Source organism: Microbacterium sp. SLBN-154 (assembly GCF_006715565.1).
In the GTDB taxonomy this organism is placed as follows: Bacteria; Actinomycetota; Actinomycetes; order Actinomycetales; family Microbacteriaceae; genus Microbacterium.
This window is the reverse complement of record NZ_VFNL01000001.1, coordinates 3074666-3093890: the sequence shown is the minus strand read 5'-3', so window position 1 is coordinate 3093890 and position 19225 is coordinate 3074666. Positions and strand designations below refer to the sequence as shown.

Genomic DNA, 19225 nt, shown 5'->3' with positions numbered 1-19225 from the left:
CCCATGCTGATCGCGCTGTACATGGTCCTGCTCGTAGGCGGGATGTGGATCCTGGGGGCGAGCTTCAACTTCCCTGACTTCGGCGCCGTGCTGTTCGCCGCTGGGGTGCTCATCATCTGCGCCGCCGTGGCGCTGCCGGTGACGCTCAGCCGTCACGAGAATCGGGACTCGAATCCCGGCAACTGGTAGCCGCTGGGTCGGTGACCCGACGCGAGGCCGATCGGATGACCGAGGGCTGGGCGCCGGACGTCCTCGGGGCGCCGTTCGAGCAGCTGACGCTGCCGCTCTCCGATGACGATGAGGGCGCGGTCGTCGCGACGCTCGTGCGACTGATGCCCCGCCGGTCGGTCCGGGAGTTCTTCGCGGGACGGCCGCGGCCCTTCGCCGACGTCGACGTGCTGTACGTCCACGGGTGGTCGGACTACTTCTTCCAGACGCGTCTCGCTCGGTTCTGGGTCGAGCGCGGCGCGAGGTTCTACGCTCTGGACCTGCGGAAGTACGGCCGGAGCCTCCGGCCCGGTCAGACACCGGGCTACATCGGCGACCTCACCGACTACGACGCCGACATCGCCGAAGCGCTGACCGCGATGGGGAGGAGAGCGGATGGCACGGGGGAGCGACGCCTCGTGCTCTTCGGGCACTCGACCGGGGGGCTGACCCTGAGTCTGTGGGCCGCGCGTCATCCGGGCGCTGCCGCTGCGATCGTCTTGAACAGCCCGTGGCTCGAATTCCAGCTGAGTGCGTCGGTGCGGCAGGCGATCACGCCGGTGCTCGACATCCACTCCCGTCGTCGGCCGCTGGATCTGTGGCCACAGGTGGACGGAGGTTTCTACGCGCGGGCGCAGGCCGAGGTGGCGGATGCCGACGACCCCGTGCAGGTGGATCTCGCGTGGCGACCGGAACGCAGCCTGCCCGTGCACGTGGGGTGGATGCGGGCGATCGTCGCAGGGCACGCGGCGGTCTCGAAAGGGCTCGGTATCTCGGTGCCGGTCTGTGTGCTGCTGTCGGCGCGGAGCGTGGCGCCGACGCGCTGGGATGACGAGCTCACCCGCGCTGATTCGGTGCTGGTGGTCGACGACATCGCGCGCGCGGCGCTCAAGCTCGGTTCATCGGTGACGATCGAGCGGATCGACGGCGCGCTGCACGATGTCTTCCTGTCCCGGCGCGAGGCGCGCGCCGAGGCTTACGAGCGGATGGGGCGCTGGACGACCGCGATGCTGTCACGCTGACGGCGGATCCGACGCCTCTCGGCTCTCTTCCGATGGCTCGAGCGACGCGCCCTCCGACCAGGGACGGTGCGAGGGAATGGGTTCGGGGCGGAGAAACCTCGGCCTGCTGCTGGGGAAGGAGATGCCGTGCTCGTCGCCCGGAGACGGAACGGGGAACGGGTCGGTGAATCGCCGACCCGTCACGGTCCGGGCCGCCAGCTTCAGAACGTGGGGCTTGTGGCGAGGACTCACCGTCACGATCCGCCGGATACCGCTGCCGTCGATCTCCACGTCGTCGACGGTACGCGCCGCCGTGCCTCGCACGACCACGCTCCACGTTCCTTCGTCATCGTGACCGTCGATCTCGAAGGCGGCGGCCGGCCGCGCGTCCAGACTGACGACCTTCGCGTCGGGCGCGCTGCGGATGTACACCGCTCCCTCATGCGCGACGAAGTTGACGGGGAAGATATCCGGCGTTCCGTCGGTGCGGGTGACGGCGAGTCGTCCGATGTCCCCGTTCTCGAGCAGCGACCAGCATTCCGCGGTGGTCAGATCTCGTGCGCGTGATGTCTCGGCCAAGGGGGACTCCTTCCGTTCCGGTTCCCATCCGAACCCCTGTCGCGAAGCGAAGGAGGAACGAAGGTCCCGTGCGGGTCTTCTCTGGGTGGTTGCGCGACCGTAGCCTTGATCGCAACGCCCGACCCGTATCGCCGTGGATCCGGGGCTCAGCCGGAAGGAGTCCGTCATGATCCGCGTCTTCCTCGTCGACGATCACGAGATCCTCCGCCGTGGGCTGGCCGACATCCTCGAGGCTCATTCCGACATCGAGGTCATCGGCGAGGCGGGGACAGTCCGTGATGGGCTCAGCCGCATCGAGGCGACGCGCCCCGACATCGCGGTTCTCGATGTCCATCTGCCTGACGGGAACGGGATCGATCTGTGCCGGGAGATCGGGTCGCGTCTCCCCGACGTACGCTGCCTGATCCTCACCGCATTCGACGACGATGCGGCGCTGCACGCTGCGACGCTCGCCGGTGCGGCCGGTTACGTCCTGAAGGACATCCGGGGAACCGGGCTCGTGGCGGCGATCCGCGCCATCGCCGCCGGACGGCGCCTGGTGGACAGTCCGCTGGGACAGCGCTCGGCCCAGGCGCTTCGGAGCCAGGCCGACAGCGACGACCCGCGATGGGGGTCGCTCGGCCTGCGCGAGCGCCAGATCCTCCACTTGATCGCGGACGGCATGACCAACCGCCAGATCGGTGAGCGCCTCGGCATCGCCGAGAAGACGGTCAAGAACTACGTCTCGTCGCTGCTTCGCAAGCTCGGTGTCGACAGCCGCACCCAGGCGGCCATCGTGGAGCTGCACCACACGCAGGAGCGCGCCGACGGGTGACGTCAGACGCGGTGCGTGCGTCCGGGTTCGGAACGTGAGGCGGCGACGAAGGTCGACCGGTGGGTCACGCGCCGCTGGTCCCAGATCCCCAGTGTCAACATGGTCAGCGCGAGCTCGATGCCCCCCAGTGCCGCGTACACCAGCTGGAGCACGCTGAAGGGGATGTAGATCATCTGCACGAAGATCCAGGCGAGGCAGGCGAATCCCGCCAGCGCACTGGTGACCGCAGACCACGGCGAGCGGGTCAGCGTGAGCAGCAGCGCGGCCGCCTGTGTCCCGCCCACCACCAGCAGGAGCGCCAGGCCCGGAACGAGGTAGGAGGAGAACGGGGAGCCCGCCAGATAGTCCAGGGGAGGCATGAAGACAGTCGCGAGGGACGGCAACAGCGTGCCGACGATGAGGGCGACACCCCCGAGCGCTGCGGTGATCGCGATGAACGACTGCACCGTCATGAGTGCGATTCGGATGGCGCGCATCAGTCTTCCTCTCCTTCATCATCCGTCGTCTCCGCGGGCACGACTGCGAGGGGACACGGCACCCGCCACACCAGGGCCTGGGCCACGGATCCGCTCAGGCGGCCCTGCACCACGCCGCGGTGATGAGTTCCGATGACCAGGAGAGACGAGTGCGCGGCGTGTCGGAGAAGCGTCGGTCCGGCGAGGTCGCGCACCAGGTCGCTGCGGAGGCCCATGCTCGGATAACGGGCGATGACCCAGCGCATCCGCGTGTCCAGAACGCCTCGGTGTTCAGCCACGACGGCATCGACCGTGGGGACCGCGTCGCCCGCGAAGGACGGAGGAGGCATCTGCCAGGCATGGACCAACCGCAGTGAGACGCTCGTGAGGTCGGCCTCGCATGCGGCGAAGGCGACGGCGGCATCCGAACTGTCGTCCGCGCTCACACCCACCGTCACGGGGTCGCCGAGGTCGGACCACTCGGCAGGCACGAGCACGACCGGTGCACGGGAGCGGGCGCTGACCTGCAGCGGCAGCGCACCCGACAGAGCCGCGCGGACCGGGCGGCCGAGGGTCACACCGAGGACCACCACATCGGCGTTGCTGCTCATGAGGGTCAGGGCAGGCTCGACGCCGCCTTCGAGCCGGTGCAGCTGCACCCCGATGCCGGGAACGCGATCCCGAAGAAAGCCCTCGGCGTTACCGAGGTGTCGCAGGGCGGAACTCCGTTCCTGCGCGAAGCGCGAGATCACCGTCACGACATCGACGCCGACAACCGTGCGGGCAGCCCGCGCCGCTACCCATGACAGCGCGGCCACCGACGCCGGCGAGCCGTCGTAGCCGAGCACGATCGATTCCATGTGCGACCTTCGGTATCGAGAGCTGGGTGGCGTCGAGGCTAGGCCGAGCCGCGCTCCGGCGAAGGGTACAAAGTCCCTGACGGTGTCAGCCGGGTCATCAGCTGCTCGACGTCCTCGATGCGACACACCTCGGTGCTCGGACGCATCGCGGTCGCCGTTCCCGCTGCGACCGCGATGCGCAGCGCTTCGCCCCGATCCCGGCCCGTGGCGAGGGCCGAGATGAATCCGCCGAGGAAGGCGTCGCCGGCCCCGACGGTGCTGATCACTCTGACTTCGGGAACGGGGATGAAGATCTCGGTGTCGCGCGAGATCAGAACGGCCCCCTCCCGGCCCAGGCTGAGCGCGACCAGCTCCGTGCGTGCGGCACGGATGAGCGCACGGGCGACGCCGACGAGATCGGGGATGGACGACCCTGGATCGATTCCGGCGAGGTGTGCCAGCTCGTCGCGGCTCGGCTTGATGAGGAATACTCCCGCGTCGAGGGCTGCCGACAGGGCCGGGCCCGCCGTGTCGAGGACCACCCGGCTTCCGTTGCGGCCTGCGGCCTTCGACAGCTGTGCGTAGAAGTCGGTCGGCACGCCGGGCGGGAGGCTGCCGCTGGCGACAAGGTATCCCTCGCGGGGGCTCCGCTCCACCGCGATCTGCAGGCAGTGCCGCCACTCCGCTTCCGTCAGAGCCGGACCGGGCAGGACGAACCGGTACTGGCGAGCCGTGGTGGTCTCCGTCACCGTGAAGCTCTGGCGGGTCGTTCCCCCGATGGGAATGATCACGGTTTCCACGCCTTCGCGCTCGAGCAGCTCGAGGTAGGTGTCAGCGGACGACCCTCCCAGCGCGCAGATCGCCACTGATCGTCCGTTCAGGCGTCGGATCGTCCTGCTCACGTTCACTCCGCCTCCGCCCGGGTCGTAACGGGGCGTGTCGCATCGGAGCTTCCGCTCCGGCTCCAGCCGGTCGATGCGAGTGGCCACGTCGAGGGCGGGGTTCATGGTGAGCGTCACGATTGCTGCGGGGTGCATGGCGTCCTCCTGCCCGGCCGTGACGGCGACATCAGCGTCTACCGGCGGCCGCCTCGCTCCCGGGCCTTTGGTCCCCTCCGCACCCGCGCGCCCTCGCTTGGATGGATGACGAGAGCGCAGGAGGAGGCGTCATGGCGGAGGCAGAGGTCATGGAGCGCGCGCTCATCGTCTACGAGTCGATGTTCGGCGCAACCCGCCGCATCGCGGAGGCGATCATCGAGGGACTTCGTGCTCGCGTGGACTGCGCACTCGTCCCCGTGCGCGAAGCCGCCGGGCGGGAGGAGCGGATCGTCATCGTCGGCGCCCCGACTCACGCTCACGGCCTGAGCCGCCGCGAATCGCGCGACGACGCGGTCCAGTGGGCGATCACCGACCCCGCCCGCCACACCCTCGAACCCGAGGGCGCAAGCACCGGAGTCCGAGAGTGGCTCGACGGCAAACCCGCTCACATCCGCCACCACGCCGCTTTCGACACCCGCGCCGACATGCCCAGGATCTTCACCGGCTCGGCGGCTGCGGCGATCGACCGCCGATTGCTCCGGCTCGGATCGGTTCATCTGGACGAGCCTCAGAGTTTCCTCGTCGATCGAGACAGCCATCTTCTTCCGGGCGAGCTGGAGCGCGCGCGGGGCTGGGGGATGAGGATCGCCGAGCGGATCGTCTCTGCGCAGGTCATCGCATCATGACCGGGACAGGAGGATCGCTCCGGTTCCTCGGCGCGGCCGACACCGTGACGGGATCGCGGTTCCTCGTCGAGCGTGCGGGTCGCCGGGTCTTGGTCGACTGCGGGCTCTTCCAGGGCTTCAAGGTGCTGCGGGCGCGCAATCGCGCGCCCTTCCCCATCGATCCGAGTTCGATCGATGCGGTGATCCTGACGCACGCCCACCTCGATCACTCCGGCTACCTGCCGGCTCTCGTCCGTGACGGCTTCGACGGCCCGATCTTCGCGAGCGAGGGCACGGCGGAGCTCTGCGGGATCCTCCTTCCCGACAGCGCCCACCTCCTGGAGGAGGAAGCGCGGGCGGCCGCCCGGGGCGGATGGTCTCGGCACGAGCATCCGCGCCCGCTCTACGACACGCACGACGTCGAGCGGGCGATGCATCTGATGGACCCGGTGGCCTTCCACGAGCCGCAGAGGATCGGCGACGAGTTCGAGTTCTCTCTCATCCGCGCCGGACACATCCTCGGCGCGGCGGGGGTCGCGCTGCGCCTCGGCGACAGAGTCGTCCGATTCACCGGCGATCTCGGACGACCGGATGACCCGCTGATGCCGCCACCGGAAGAGCTCGGGACGTGCGACATCCTGGTGACGGAATCGACCTACGGCGATCACTCCCACGGATTGGCCGATCCGCAGGTCGTTCTCGGAGAGATCGTGCGAAGGGTCGCGGCAGCCGGTGGCGTCGTTCTGATACCGGCTTTCGCCGTGGGGCGCACGGAGACGATCCTCCTTCACCTCTCTCGCCTGCGGGCGGCCGGCGACATCCCCGACATCCCGATCTTCGTCAACAGTCCGATGGCCGTCAGCGTCGTGGACGTGTATCGACGACACGCCGCGGAACACCGGATCGACCAGGCCGAACTCGATCGCATGTACGACCTCGCGACGATGATCAGGAGCGTCGACGACTCCAAGCTCCTGAATCTCCGCGGCGGTCCGATGATCATCATCTCCGCCAGCGGGATGCTGACCGGCGGCCGGGTGCTGCACCACCTCGTCGCATACGGGCCCGACCCCAAGAACGCCATCGTCCTCACCGGATTCCAAGCGGGAGGAACACGAGGCGCTGCACTGCTCGCGGGTGCCGACACCCTCAGGATCTTCGGAAAAGACGTCGCCGTCCGCGCAGAGGTGCACCATCTGCACACCATGTCGGCTCATGCCGACGCCCGTCAGACGATCGACTGGATGAGGACCGGATCGCGGCCGAGCATGGTCTACGTCACCCACGGTGAGCCCGCGGCCGCCGATGCGCTGCGACTGCGCATCGAGCGCGAACTCCACTGGGCTGCGCGCGTCCCCGAGCAGGGGGAGAAGGTGACGATCTGAACCGTGGCCCACCCTTCGCGTCTCACCGGGCCGGGCGCCGGAGAGACTTTCGTCCCGAGGAGGGCGGCTGCGTGCGCCTATCGTGACAGCGCGGGTCGCACCCGCGCAGCCGTTTCGGACGTGTCGTGACGGGCTGCGTCATGACACCAGGCTGCCGCAGCCAGGGGAGGCGCGACCGCGACGACGGGCGTCTCCCCGTGCTGTGGTGTCTCGTGGCCGTTGCGCATCATCCCGTGGCGGGAAGAAGAGGCACGCGCCACTCCGACCGCGCGCCCCGCTCGGAGCCGGTCGTGAGCGCGTAGGTGCCCCCGCGCCGGGACGCCCGGTCGTCCAGGTTCTTCGTTCCCCCACGGCGGGTCACGTGCGACGGCGGCCCGTGTCCGTCGTCCTCGACGATCACGGTCACAGCGCTGTCGGTCGCCTCGACCGACACGGAGGACGCCGTCGCCCCGGCGTGCCGGGAGATGTTCGCAAGGGATTCGCGGATGACCGCGACGACGTCGTCGGCGAGGTCGCCGCTCAGAACGAGGTCGACAGGACCGCGGAAGGTCAGACGGGGAGGGGAGGTCAGGGTGGGTGAGAGTTCGGTGATGACGTCGATCACCCGGTGCCTCGCCACCGGAACACCCGACTCGGGGCGGGTGCGGAGGGTGAAGATCGCCGCGCGGATGTCGTTGATCGCGGCATCGATCTCGGTGACCTCGCCCTCGAGCGCGGCGGTGTGCGGACCGTCGATCGATGCCAGGGCCTGCAGCCGGATGCCCGATGCGAACAGGCGCTGGATGACATGGTCATGGAGATCCCGGGCGATTCGGGCTCGATCCTCCATCACTTCCAGTCGCTGTCGATCGCGGCGTGCCCACGCGAGGGTCACGGCGATGCCTGCCTGCGAGGCGAACTCGGACACCGCTTCGAGGTCAGCTTGAGTGAGGTGCGGCCGGTCGGGATGTCGTGCGACGAGGATGGCTCCCGTGGGGGCCTGCGTCGCGACGAAGGGCACCGCGGCGGTGGACCCGAGCACGAGGCGGCCGTCGAGGTAGGAGCGCCTGTGGCTCACGGTGGCGATCTTCCCGGTCCTCATCGCCTGCTCGGCGACCGAGGATTCCGCCGGGTGGAGGGTTCCCTCCAACTGCACGGCGTGCTCGCCCCAGACGGCGACCACCCGATGCATCCTCCCCTCCTGCTCGGGCACCACGATCGTGACGAGGTCGGCTGCGACGACGTCGCTGAGTCCGCGGACCACGATGTCCATCGGGTCCTCGCCCGCAGGGGCGAGGAGCGCGCCGCTGATGCTCGACAGCGCACTGGCCAGTCGTCGCTGTCGCACGGCTCGCTCGAACAGTCGGGCGTTGTCTATCGCGATTCCCGCTGTGGCTGCCAATGCTTCGATCAGCTCCGCGTCTTCGGAAGTGAATTCCCCCGCCGCGGGGTTGGTCAGGTAGAGGTTGCCGAAGACCTCGTCCCTCGTACGCACCGGAACTCCGAGAAACCCGTGCATGGGCGGGTGAAGCGGGAGGAAGCCGACAGATCGCGGATCTTCGGCGAGGTCGCGGAGACGGATCGTTCGCGCCTCCTCGATGACGGCGCCCAGCAGACCACGTCCTTCGGGCAGGCGGCCGATGGCCTCGACCTGGGCAGGGTTCATTCCGGTATGGATGAACCGCTCCAGCCTGCCGTCGCCGCCGAGAACGCCCAGGGCCGCGTACTCCGCCTTGACGAGGGCGGCGGCGACCTCGACGATCCGATGCAGCGTGTGGTCGAGGTCGAGTTCTTCTGTCACTGCCCGGTTGGCGGCGAGCAGGCTTCTCACGCGCGTCTCCGCGGTGAGCACGCGCTGAGCGTCGGCGATCAGATCGTCGAGGGTTTTCTCGAGATGCGATCGCGAGCCGTCGAGAAAACCCGGGGAGTCACTCATGGACCGCTCCCGCCCCCTGCGTCCGCTGGAGACCCCACGCTACTCCGCCGCAGGTGCGGCGACAAGGCGCAGGCTGCACCCGTGGCGATCACCGCCCGTCGCAGGACCAACGACCCGGGCGGACGAGGGGCGGAGGTGCACGATGACCTCGCCCCCCAAGGAAAGAGAAGCTCACCATGGCCACGAAGACGGAGCACGATCTCATCGTGAAGACGGACGTCGAAGCGGAGCTGGAAGGGAATCCCGACCTGGATGCCGCCGAGATCGGCGTCTCCGTGCGTGGCGGCGCGGTCACGCTCTCCGGCGAGGTGGCGACGAACGCCGAGCGAAGGGCAGCGACGAAGGCAGCGCTTCGGGTCCGCGGCGTTCGCACGCTCGTCGATGCGCTGACGGTGCATCCGCGGACCAAGTGGCCGGTGACGCAAGCGGACGTCGCCAAAGAGGTCGAGCGCGCACTGCGTGCGGCGATCACCGTGCCCGACTCCGTGCAGGCGATCGTCCACGGCCATGACGTCACCCTGATCGGGGAGGTGCGGGGAAACTCCGAGCGCTACGCCGCGACGCGGGCCGTGCAGTTCCTCCGGGGCGTCTCCACCGTCGACAACATGCTCACTCTGCGGGAGCGTCCGGCCAGCGCGGACACCGAGGATCGCATTCGACGAGCGATATCGCGAAAAGCACTGCTGCAGGCGCGACAGATCGATGTCGCGGTGATGGGTACGACGGTCACCCTCACCGGCACCGTGTCCACCTGGACCGAGCGCGAGGAAGCGGCACGTGCCGCGTGGGCTACGCCGCACGTCACCGATGTCGACAATCGGCTCATCGTCCCGTCGGCCTGATCGGGGTGCCGGCGTTGGTGGCTGATGATCACCGCGGCGGACACCCGCTCCGATGGGGCTCGCTCGGCCTGATCGGCGCGTGGCTGGCTCTCTCCATCGGCCTCGGGGTGGCGTTGCCTCGCGCCGGGCAGGTCGGCTCCACCGTCCTCACGGTCATCCTCGGCCTCTTCGGCCTGACGCTTCTCGTCTGGTCGGCGGTGGCCCTGACGCGCTCGCTTCGCTGGTGGTCGCTCGCCGTCATCCCCGCCCTTGTCGTCCTGCTCGCGTCGGGGGTTTACAGCTCGTCCATCGCGCTCGCCGCGGCTCACCCGCCCCACCCCGTCCGGTCCGGCACACCCGACGGTGCACGGGAGGTGCGCTTCTCCTCGGAGGCGGGAGTGATGTTCGCGGGATGGTTCCTCGCCGGAGACAACGGAGCGGCGGTGATCGTGAGACACGGCGCCGGGTCGACGGCCAATGACGTCGAGGCGCATGCTCGGGTCTTGAACGAGGCGGGTTTCAGCGTTCTCGCCACCGACGCACGGGGTCACGGTCTCAGCGAAGGACACGGCATGGAGCTGGGCTGGTACGGCGACGAGGACATCACCGCGGCCGTGGACGAGGTGCTCGGCCGCGCGCATCCGGCCATCTCCGCCGTCGGCGTGCTCGGACTGTCGATGGGGGGTGAGGAGGCGATCGGTGCGGCCTCGTCCGACCCCCGCATCCGCGCTGTCGTGGCGGAGGGGGCGACCGGGAGGGTTGCGGCGGACAAATGGTGGCTTTCGGAGACCTACGGGCTGCGCGGGAGCCTGCAGAATCTGCTGGATGCCGGCACGTTCACTCTCACCGATCTGCTCAGCCCCGCCGAGATGCCGGGTTCTCTCGACGACGCCGTTCGCATGCTCCCGCAGCACACCGAGGTGCTGATGATCGCTGCGGGAACGGTAGCCGACGAACAACTCGTCGCCGAACGCCTGGCGGCCGCCGCTCCTTCGCAAACATCGGTGTGGGTGGCGTCGGGTGCCGACCATACCGGCGCCCTGACCACCGACCGTCACCAGTGGCGTGAGCGAGTGATCGCGTTCTACCAGGACGCGCTGCTCACCCCCCCGAGGGGATCGGTGACGGGCCAGCGGATCAGGGTGCGCCACCGCGCGGGATCAGGCTCGACCTCGGGGTCGCTCAGATACTGCTCCCAACAGACCGGCCCCGGTGTCAATCCGACCGCGTCGCAGTGTCGCTGCACCGCCGCGTAGGTCTGATGCATGGTGTCGTAGGACCCCTCATGGATCGCCTCTGCGACCAGGCCCGCCGGGAGCTCCCCGGGGTGGACGTTCCCCTGCGGGCGCATCGTCCCCGCAACGGGAAAGCCCGCCTCGACGTCGACGGTCGTGTCGGGTACCCCGTAGTACTTTCCAAACGGCGGTCCGATCGGGGCCGTCCCCTGCTCCTCCAAAGCTCTGGCTGTCTCGGTGTAGGCCGCGGCGAAGAAGTCGGTCAGTTCCGACATCGCCACGCGTCGGCGAACACCCGCCGTGAGCTCAGCGTCGTGCCGGACGACGCGCACATCGTCAGACACGGTCGCGACCCGCTGTCGTCGTCTCCGGCGTCGACGATGTGCCGCGGCGCGAGCGGTGGCGGACGATCATCACCGGACAAGCTGCGTGCGAGGCGCACACCGCGCTCACAGACCCGAGGAAGAGGCTGCCGATCCGACTGCGGCCGTGTGAGCCCAGCACCAGCATCGCCGCGTGCTCCGACGCGTCGACGAGCGTGTGCTCGGCCGTGCCGCGGCGCGTCCCGGTGGTCAGCCACGGTGGCGGCCCCTCCGGGAAGATCTCCAGGGCAGCGCGGGACGCGAGATCGCGTGCCAGCTCTTCGTAGTCCGTGCGGACGTCGGGCGTGGGGGCGTCTCCCCAGATCAGACCCGGATCGTCCCAGACGGCCATGGCATGCACGGGCAGCCCCAGTTTCGGGGCGATCTCGACCGCGTACTCCAGCGCAGCGGCGGCGGATTCCGAGCCGTCGACCCCCACGAGGATCCCCGGTTGCGACCAGGGGAGGGACTCTTCACCGGGGGCGGGTGAGACAGCGGTGTCGGTCTGGGAGGCGCGCATGCGGCCATCGTCGTGCGCGATCCGTTCTCCGCGGGGGTCGAAGGTCCCACTGGCGCGCGTGAGGGAACGAGCAGACTCCCTCCATCAGCCTGAGGAGGACCAGTCGTGAAAGCAGCAGTCGTCAGTCGTGCCGGTGCGTCGGCGCAGGTGGAGGAGCTTCCGGTTCCCGAACCGGGGCCCGGTCAGGTGCTCCTTCGCGTCGAGACGTGCGGGCTGTGCCACACCGACATCCATGCGATGAACGGCGATTGGCCGGTGTCAGCGACCTTCCCGCTGATCCCCGGACACGAGGCGGTGGGGATCGTCGAGGGGCACGGTGCCGGCGTGACCGAGCCGCGGGTGGGCCAGCGCGTCGCTGTGCCGTGGCTCGGACGGGCATGCGGTCGCTGCCGCTACTGCATCGATGGGCGCGAGAACCTCTGCGTCAACCAGGCGAACACGGGTTTCTCGGTGCCGGGCGGGTACGCCGAATATCTGGTCGCCGACGCCCGCTTCGTCGTTTCCGTCCCCGACGGCGTCCATCCTGTGGATGCTGCGCCGCTCACCTGCGCGGGGGTGACGACGTACGCGGCCGTGAAGAACGCGCGAGTCCGACCGGACGAGACCGTGGCGATCTTCGGCGTCGGGGGACTCGGTCACCTGGCTGTGCAGTACGCCCGTTTGGTCGGGGCCAAGGTGATCGCTATCGATGTGACCGACGACAAGCTCGAGCTCGCCGAGGAGCTGGGTGCCGACCACGTCGTGAATGCGGCGGCAGAGGACCCGGCGGCGGCGATCGGGCGACTCGGCGGCGCAGATGTGGCGATCGTCCTCGCGGTCGCACCGGAGGTGACTCGCCAGGCATTCGACGCCCTCAATCGCGGGGGACGACTGGTGCTGGTGGCGTTGCCCGCTGCCGGGGAGTACACCCTTCCGGTCTTCGAGACAGTCCTTCGCGGAATCAGTGTCATCGGCTCGATCGTGGGCACGCGGCAGGATTTGACGGAGGTCTTCGACCTGCATGCCGCGGGACGCACCCGGGTGATCGCTGAGGAGCGGGATCTCGAGGACGTCAATGAGGCGGTGGAGGAGGTCCTCACCGGGCGGGTGCCGGCACGACTCGTCTTCGCGTACCACACCGCGGACCTGCTGCCGCGTCCGGCGTCGAGGACGACGGGCTGACCTCCAGGGCTGTTTCTGGTCAGTGGTTATCGCCGGAGACGTCGATCAGGACCTTGCCGATCGCGCCGTTCTCCACGGCGTCGTGGGCTGCCGCGCTGTCGTCGAGGCCGAACCACGTCAGGGGGAGCCCCGCGTCCTCGCCGACGGGCAGGGCGCCGTCGCGGAGCGCCGCCGTGATGTCTTCGGCCGCCGCCGTCAGCGCACGCTCGCCCACGGTGTACATGAGCAGACCCTGGAATCGGATGTTCTTCGCGAAGGTCGGCATGATGGCTATGGCCGCCTCGTCACCGCCGTTGTCGGCGTAGTAGGCGATGCTTCCGTGATTGGCGATGACGTCGGTGTCGAGAGCGAAGTTGTCGGCCGGCGACACCTCGACGATGTGCTCGACCCCGCCAGGAGCGATCTCCAGGATGCGACGGGCGGTGTCTTCGGTGCGGTAGTTCACGGTGTGGTCCGCGCCCGCGCTCCGAGCGAGCACGGCCTTTTTGTCGCTGGAGACCGTGGCGATGACGGTGGCTCCCGCCCAGCGGGCCAGTTGGATGGCCGCGTGGCCGACGGCGCCTGCGCCGCCGGCGACGAGAACAGTGCGCCCCGCCAGTGCGCCGGGCGACAGGCGGTCGGGGCCGTCTTCGTGCACGGTGAGGGCGCGGTGGGCGGTCATCGCAGGAACGCCGAGGCTGGCGGCGATATCGAAACCGATTCCTTCCGGAAGGGGAACGGCACGTTCGGCAGGAACGACGGTGTATTCCTGGGCGGTCCCCGTCGGTCGCTCGTGCTGCGCGAGATAAAGCCAGACGCGGTCTCCCACGGCGGGCGAGCCGACGCCGGCGCCGACGGCGTCGACGATGCCGGCGCCATCCTGGTTCGGGGTGACCTCACCGAAGGTCGCGGCGGCAGCCCCGTTCCGACGCGCCTTCCAGTCGGTGGGATTCACCCCCGACACCGCGACGCGGATGCGCACCTCGCCGGGTCCGGGCTGCGGGAGATCTCGCTCGACAGCGGTCAGGACGGAGGAGTCGCCGGTGCGGGAGTAGACGATCGATCGCATGGGATCCCCAACGCCTGCGTCACCCTCGCCCATTCCCGGTCAGCGGTTCGCCCACAGCGCCCACACGACCAGAACAGGTTGAAGGAACAGGCGGGTGAGACGCGCGCGGTCGGTGCGCAGCAGGGGGGCTGATCGGCCGGTACGCCACTGGTGGACGTTGCCCGGGAAGACGGCGACGAAGAACGCCGCGACCAGCCACCCCACGCTGCGTTCCCGGGGAATCGTGGCGACGGCGCCGGCGAGCAGGAGTTCGGCGACGCCCGAGCCGATGACGATGGCGTCTTTGCTCAGGCCGGTCGTTCGTCTCGCCCAGTCGGGAACCACGATCCGGTACCCCCGCCGACCCCAGGTGAGATGAGAGATCCCCGCGGCGGCGAGGAGTGCGGCGAGGAGCCAACGCGCTCCTGAGCGCCAGAAGTCCACAGAACCCGATCCGCCGGTTACCGGTAGTTGACGAACTGCAGGTCGACGTCGAGGTCGGCGGCCTTGAGCAGGCGCTGGACCTCCTGCAGATCATCGCGAGACTTCGACTGCACGCGCAGCTCGTCGCCCTGGATCTGCGACTTCACCGACTTCGGCGCCTCATCCCGGATGATCTTGCCGATCTTCTTGGCGTTCTCCTGCGAGATGCCCTCCTTGAGGGTCGAGACGATGCGGTACTCCTTGCCGCTCGCCGTCGGCTCTCCCGAGTCGAGGCTCTTCAGCGAGATGCCGCGCTTGATGAGCTTCGTCTGGAAGACGTCGAGCACCGCCTTGGCGCGCTCCTCGGAATTCGCCTTGATGAGGATCGCTTCGCCGCTCCACTCGATGGAGGCGTCGGTGCCCTTGAAGTCGTAGCGCTGCTCGACCTCTTTGCGCGCCTGGTTCAGGGCGTTGTCGGCTTCCTGCCGATCGATTTTCGAGACGATGTCAAAACTTGAGTCGGCCATGCCGGGAGTCTAGCGAGCCCCTCGCCCGTCGATCCGGGAAGCCCGCGGCGACCGCGGTGCCCCACAGGGAAAATCTCGGAAACAACAACAATTCCCGCCTGTAGGTGTAAGCGCTTCCAAACCTGAAGCACGGGTCCGTCGTTGTGGCTGCGGCACAAATCCGGCGGCGGAACGGTCACAGGATGGTATCGACCGACTCGTGGGATTGCGAACGACGTGCGACTGACGCAAACTGTAAGCGCTTGCAACACGAGCTGGCGACAAGGGAGCCGCCTCCCGCGGACCTGTCGCCCTCCCAAAGAAAGAGGCGAACACCGATGAAGGTGATGAACAAGCGTGCGCTGGGTCTCAGCGCATTCCTGGTCGGCGGGGCCGTTGTGCTCGCCGGCTGCGCGGGCGGCGGCGGTGGCGAGAGCTCCGGTGGCGCCGACAACGGTGGCGACTCCGGTGCCGCCGAGAACACCCTGACCGTCTGGGTCGACGCCGATCGTGAGCGCGCCCTCCAGGATGTCGCGACCGCCTTCGAAGAAGAGAAGGGCATCGCCGTCGACCTCGTGGTCAAGGAGTACGAGGACATTCAGCAGGACTTCATCACGCAGGTCCCGAGCGGTGAGGGCCCCGACATCACTATCGGTGGTCACGACTGGACCGGCGCCTTCGTGCAGGACGGCGTCGTCGCGCCCGTCGAGCTCGGCGACAAGGCCGCCGAGTTCGAAGAGGTCGCCATCGCGGCGGTCACCTACGACGGCAACACCTACGGCCTGCCCTACGCGATCGAGAACATCGCGCTGGTCCGCAACGCCGACCTCGTTCCCGAGGCGCCCACGAACTTCGACGACATGATCGCCAAGGGCACCGCGGCCGGTACGCAGTACCCGTTCGTGGTGGGCCTGAACCCGCAGAACTCCGACCCCTACCACCTGTACCCGTTCCAGACCTCCTTCGGGAACTCGGTCTTCGCCCAGAACGCGGACGGCTCGTACGACGCGGCCAACCTCACCATCGGTGACGAGGCCGGGCAGCAGTTCGCGACGTGGCTCGGCCAGCAGGGCGCCGCGGGCGTGTTCAACCTCAACCTCGACGGCGACCTCGCCAAAGAGGCCTTCAACGCCGGTCAGGCGCCGTTCTTCCTCACCGGTCCGTGGAACATCGCTGACGCGGTGGACGCCGGCGTCAACGTCGCCGTCGACCCGATCCCCTCAGCTGGTGGTGACATCGCCCGTCCGTTCGCCGGCGTGCAGACCTTCTTCCTCAGCTCGCAGTCGGAGAACGCCCTCGCCGCGAACGAGTTCCTCGTGAACTACATCGCGACCCCCGAGGTGCAGACCGCGTTGTTCGAGGCCGGTGGCCGTGCCCCCGCGCTCACCGAGTCCTTCGAGGCGGCGCAGGCCGACCCGATCGTCGCCGGCTTCGCATCGGTGGGTGCCGAGGCTGTGCCGATGCCGAGCATCCCTCAGATGGGTGCCGTGTGGGATGACTGGGGCACCACCGAGGTCGCCATCATCCAGGGTTCCGACCCGGTCTCCAGCTGGACGACCATGGCCGAGAACATCCAGGGCAAGATCGGCTGATCGCCTTCGGCGGGGGTGTCGCTCACGCGGCATCCCCGCCGAACCCCTTTTCCCGACAGATCGACCGCGCCGTCGATCGTCCGCCAAGGAGCCTCGATGACGATTCCGACACTCGACACCCACGACCGCGCGTCCGATCGTCGTACCGATCCGGCCACGGAGAAGCGCCGCCGCCGCGCCGCGGCCTTCGCCGACGCCGCCTCGGCCGGCTGGAAGGTGTGGCTGTTCAAGATCGTCGCCCTGGGCATCGTCGATGCGATGGCGATCTACGCGATCCTCGTTCTCGTCGTCCAGGAGCAGTGGGTCATCGCGGTGGCCATCGCGGTCGGCGTGGTCGTCCTCAACGCGATCTACCTCATCCCGGGACTCCTCCCGGCCAAGTACCTCGCGCCCGGTCTGGTGTTCCTCTTCATCTTCCAGATCTTCGTGGTGCTCTACACCGTCTACATCGCGTTCACCAACTACGGGTCGGGGCACAACTCCGACAAGGAAGACGCGATCACCTCCCTCCTCCAGCAGTCGCAGACGCGCGTGGAGGACTCCGCCACGTACCCGGTGCAGATCGCCACCCGCGACGGGGAGTTCTTCCTCGTCGTGGAGGACCCCGAGACCGGAGACCTCAGCGTCGGTGGCAACGAGATGCCGCTGGAATCGATCTCCTCGCCCGAGGCTGCGGGCTACGACGTGCTCGACTTCTCGCAGATCCTCGCCAATCAGGCCGAGATCGGCGCGCTGACCGTCCCGCTCGACGACGATCTGAACGACGGCTACCTGCGCACCACCGACGGTTCGAACGCCTACCTGTTCCAGTCGAGTCTGGAGTGGGATCCCGTCGCCGACACGATGACCAACACCGAAACGGGTGTGGTCTACCGCGACATCGGCACCGGTGCCTTCACCGCCGACGACGGAACCGAGATCCTGCCGGGATGGCAGGTCTGGGTCGGCGGGGAGAACTTCGTCCGCGCCGTGACCGAGGAATCCATCCGTGGCCCGTTCATCGCGGTCCTGGTCTGGACCTTCGTCTTCGCCTTCCTCTCGGTAGCGACCACCTTCGTCCTCGGGCTCTTCCTCGCCGTCGTGTTCAACGACCCGAAGATGAAGAGCCGCAAGTACTACCGCGTCATCCTGATCCTCCCGTACGCGTTCCCGGCCTTCCTGTCGGCGCTGATCTGGGCGGGCATGTTCAACCAGGACTTCGGATTCATCAACCAGGTGCTCCTGGGCGGCGCCTCCATACCGTGGTTGCTCGACCCCATACTCGCGAAGGTCGCGATCCTCATCGTCAACCTCTGGCTCGGGTTCCCCTACATGTTCCTGGTGTGCACGGGAGCGCTGCAGTCGATCCCCGATGACATCCAGGAGGCGGGCCGCGTCGATGGTGCGGGCGTGTGGCAGGTCTTCCGCCACATCAAGTTCCCGCTCCTCCTGGTCTCGGTCGCCCCGCTGCTGATCTCGTCGTTCGCGTTCAACTTCAACAACTTCAACATCGTCTACATGCTCACCAACGGCGGGCCGAGGTTCGCCGACGCGTCGATCAACGTCGGCGCCACCGACATCCTGATCTCCATGGTCTACAAGGTGGCCTTCGTCGGTGCCAACCGCGACTACGGGCTCGCGAGCGCGTTCTCGATCATCATCTTCATCCTGGTCGCCGTCATCTCCTACGTGAGCTTCCGACAGACCAAGGTCCTCGAGGAGCTGAACTGAGATGGCACTGAACTCCAATCCGCTGACCTCGCAGCCCGCCCCGGCCCTCGCAGAGGCCCTCGCCGACGATCGCCGCGGCGCTGTCGCTGCGGAGAAGGCCGCGCCCACCCCGCGGCGACCGTTCGGTCGCTGGTTCCGCGAGACCGGATGGCGCCACATCATCGGCATCGTCATGCTGCTGTTCTGCGCGTTCCCCTTGGCCTATGTGCTGTCCGCGTCGCTCAACCCCGGCGGCACGCTGCTGACGGCGAACAGCCTGTTCTCCACCTTCGATCTGGGCGCCTATTTCCGGCTGTTCGAGAACCCGTCGCAGCCCTACGGCGCGTGGTTCGTCAACACCCTCGTGATCGGGCTCGCCACGGCATTCGGCACGGTGCTGCTCGGCGCCCTCGCGGCGTATGCGTTCTCGCGCATGCGCTTCACGGGCCGCCGATTCGGCCTCCTCACCCTGCTGCTGGTGCAGATGTTCCCGCAGCTGCTCGCCTTCGTGGCGATCTTCCTGCTCATGTCGGCGATCGCCGACATCTTCCCGGCACTGGGCCTGAACTCCCAGCTCGGGCTGATCATGGTCTACCTCGGCGGTGCGCTCGGGGTGAACACGTACCTCATGTACGGGTTCTTCAACACCGTGCCGGCGTCCATCGACGAGGCGGCGAAGATCGACGGTGCCGGTCACGCGCGCATCTTCTTCACGATCATCCTGCGCCTGGTCGCTCCGATCCTCGCTGTCGTCGGGCTGCTGTCGTTCCTGGCGACGACGAACGACTTCGTCATCGCGTCGGTCGTGCTCTCCGACCCCGACAAGCAGACGCTCGCCGTCGGTCTCTACCAGTTCGTCTCGCAGGAGACCGCCCGCAACTGGAGCGTCTTCGCCGCGGGCGCGGTGCTGGCCGCCATCATCCCCGTCGCGCTGTTCCTCGCGCTGCAGCGCTTCATCGTCGGCGGCCTCACCGCCGGCAGTGTGAAGTGAC

The 19225-nt window shown here is 68.3% G+C and carries 20 protein-coding genes and 1 pseudogene; 11 read left to right on the top strand and 10 right to left on the bottom strand.

The genetic code is table 11. The features are described from left to right. The first annotated feature begins 3 nt into the window (after positions 1-3). Together FBY40_RS14965 and FBY40_RS14960 are read left to right on the top strand one after the other, a co-directional pair. Positions 4-189: a hypothetical protein gene (locus FBY40_RS14965; RefSeq protein WP_124294046.1), complete on the top strand. Its 186-nt coding sequence runs from the start codon at positions 4-6 to the stop codon at positions 187-189. A 35-nt stretch (positions 190-224) separates the two neighbouring features. Continuing rightward, complete coding sequence (locus FBY40_RS14960) at positions 225-1229, top strand: alpha/beta hydrolase (protein ID WP_141940220.1); 1005 nt, start codon at positions 225-227, stop codon at positions 1227-1229. Here FBY40_RS14960 and FBY40_RS14955 read toward each other — a convergent pair. Further along, complete coding sequence (locus FBY40_RS14955; RefSeq protein ID WP_160141417.1) at positions 1221-1787, bottom strand: pyridoxamine 5'-phosphate oxidase family protein; 567 nt, start codon at positions 1785-1787, stop codon at positions 1221-1223. The two genes, FBY40_RS14960 and FBY40_RS14955, sit on opposite strands and share 9 nt — an antisense overlap. 166 nt (positions 1788-1953) lie before the next feature. On the opposite strand from FBY40_RS14955, the gene FBY40_RS14950 reads away from it, so the two are divergent. Then, on the top strand, positions 1954-2601 hold the full coding sequence (locus FBY40_RS14950) for a response regulator (protein ID WP_141939562.1): 648 nt from the start codon (positions 1954-1956) through the stop codon (positions 2599-2601). A 2-nt stretch (positions 2602-2603) separates the two neighbouring features. On the opposite strand, the gene FBY40_RS14945 is transcribed toward FBY40_RS14950, so the two are convergent. Genes FBY40_RS14945 through FBY40_RS14935 form a run of 3 tightly spaced genes read right to left on the bottom strand, consistent with a single transcriptional unit; the run spans position 2604 to position 4932 of the window. Continuing rightward, entirely contained in the window at positions 2604-3077 is a 474-nt protein-coding gene (locus FBY40_RS14945) for a hypothetical protein (protein ID WP_141939561.1), read from the bottom strand. Further along, positions 3077-3916 carry a universal stress protein gene (locus FBY40_RS14940; protein WP_141939560.1) on the bottom strand — a complete coding sequence of 280 codons (840 nt, stop codon included), beginning with the start codon at positions 3914-3916 and terminating at the stop codon, positions 3077-3079. Before FBY40_RS14940 ends, FBY40_RS14945 begins: the two co-directional genes overlap by 1 nt. A gap of 38 nt (positions 3917-3954) precedes the next feature. Next, a complete protein-coding gene (locus FBY40_RS14935; RefSeq protein WP_141939559.1) occupies positions 3955-4932 on the bottom strand; it encodes a 1-phosphofructokinase family hexose kinase in 978 nt (325 codons plus the stop codon). A 131-nt stretch (positions 4933-5063) separates the two neighbouring features. On the opposite strand from FBY40_RS14935, the gene FBY40_RS14930 reads away from it, so the two are divergent. Together FBY40_RS14930 and FBY40_RS14925 are read left to right on the top strand one after the other, a co-directional pair. Continuing rightward, positions 5064-5618, top strand: coding sequence for a hypothetical protein (locus tag FBY40_RS14930; RefSeq protein WP_141939558.1), 555 nt, complete (start codon positions 5064-5066; stop codon positions 5616-5618). Then, positions 5615-6982 carry an MBL fold metallo-hydrolase RNA specificity domain-containing protein gene (locus FBY40_RS14925; RefSeq protein WP_141939557.1) on the top strand — a complete coding sequence of 456 codons (1368 nt, stop codon included), beginning with the start codon at positions 5615-5617 and terminating at the stop codon, positions 6980-6982. The genes FBY40_RS14930 and FBY40_RS14925 overlap by 4 nt, the downstream gene beginning before the upstream one ends. A gap of 226 nt (positions 6983-7208) precedes the next feature. On the opposite strand, the gene FBY40_RS14920 is transcribed toward FBY40_RS14925, so the two are convergent. After that, positions 7209-8897, bottom strand: a complete 1689-nt coding sequence (locus FBY40_RS14920) for a sensor histidine kinase (protein WP_141939556.1) — start codon at positions 8895-8897, stop codon at positions 7209-7211. 176 nt (positions 8898-9073) lie between these two features. On the opposite strand from FBY40_RS14920, the gene FBY40_RS14915 reads away from it, so the two are divergent. Continuing rightward, positions 9074-9739 carry a BON domain-containing protein gene (locus tag FBY40_RS14915; protein ID WP_141939555.1) on the top strand — a complete coding sequence of 222 codons (666 nt, stop codon included), beginning with the start codon at positions 9074-9076 and terminating at the stop codon, positions 9737-9739. Positions 9740-10119: 380 nt separating this feature from the next. Continuing rightward, positions 10120-10491, top strand: a pseudogene (locus tag FBY40_RS17575) (alpha/beta hydrolase); the annotation flags it as partial. A gap of 311 nt (positions 10492-10802) precedes the next feature. Here FBY40_RS17575 and FBY40_RS14905 read toward each other — a convergent pair. Further along, entirely contained in the window at positions 10803-11228 is a 426-nt protein-coding gene (locus FBY40_RS14905) for a GyrI-like domain-containing protein (RefSeq protein ID WP_235015129.1), read from the bottom strand. A gap of 61 nt (positions 11229-11289) precedes the next feature. Further along, entirely contained in the window at positions 11290-11835 is a 546-nt protein-coding gene (locus FBY40_RS14900) for a universal stress protein (RefSeq protein WP_141939552.1), read from the bottom strand. A gap of 105 nt (positions 11836-11940) precedes the next feature. Between FBY40_RS14900 and FBY40_RS14895 the strand changes: the two genes are divergently transcribed. After that, on the top strand, positions 11941-12996 hold the full coding sequence (locus tag FBY40_RS14895) for a zinc-dependent alcohol dehydrogenase (protein ID WP_141939551.1): 1056 nt from the start codon (positions 11941-11943) through the stop codon (positions 12994-12996). 19 nt (positions 12997-13015) lie between these two features. Here the strand turns inward: FBY40_RS14895 and FBY40_RS14890 are convergent, their stop codons facing one another. Genes FBY40_RS14890 through FBY40_RS14880 form a run of 3 tightly spaced genes read right to left on the bottom strand, consistent with a single transcriptional unit; the run spans position 13016 to position 14973 of the window. Continuing rightward, positions 13016-14044, bottom strand: a complete 1029-nt coding sequence (locus FBY40_RS14890) for an NADPH:quinone reductase (RefSeq protein ID WP_141939550.1) — start codon at positions 14042-14044, stop codon at positions 13016-13018. A gap of 39 nt (positions 14045-14083) precedes the next feature. After that, entirely contained in the window at positions 14084-14467 is a 384-nt protein-coding gene (locus FBY40_RS14885; protein WP_141939549.1) for a DoxX family protein, read from the bottom strand. Positions 14468-14484: 17 nt separating this feature from the next. Next, positions 14485-14973 (bottom strand): YajQ family cyclic di-GMP-binding protein, encoded by a 489-nt coding sequence (locus FBY40_RS14880; RefSeq protein ID WP_141939548.1) that lies wholly within the window; start codon positions 14971-14973, stop codon positions 14485-14487. 317 nt (positions 14974-15290) lie between these two features. Between FBY40_RS14880 and FBY40_RS14875 the strand changes: the two genes are divergently transcribed. The 3 genes from FBY40_RS14875 (at position 15291) to FBY40_RS14865 (ending at position 19224) form a co-directional block, all read left to right on the top strand. Further along, positions 15291-16544, top strand: a complete 1254-nt coding sequence (locus tag FBY40_RS14875; protein ID WP_141939547.1) for a sugar ABC transporter substrate-binding protein — start codon at positions 15291-15293, stop codon at positions 16542-16544. A 96-nt stretch (positions 16545-16640) separates the two neighbouring features. Next, the gene (locus tag FBY40_RS14870; RefSeq protein ID WP_141939546.1) at positions 16641-18254 is read left to right on the top strand and encodes an ABC transporter permease subunit; all 1614 of its coding nucleotides are present in this window, start codon (positions 16641-16643) and stop codon (positions 18252-18254) included. 1 nt (position 18255) lies between these two features. Continuing rightward, the gene (locus FBY40_RS14865) at positions 18256-19224 is read left to right on the top strand and encodes a sugar ABC transporter permease (protein WP_141939545.1); all 969 of its coding nucleotides are present in this window, start codon (positions 18256-18258) and stop codon (positions 19222-19224) included. The last annotated feature ends 1 nt before the right edge of the window (position 19225 follow it).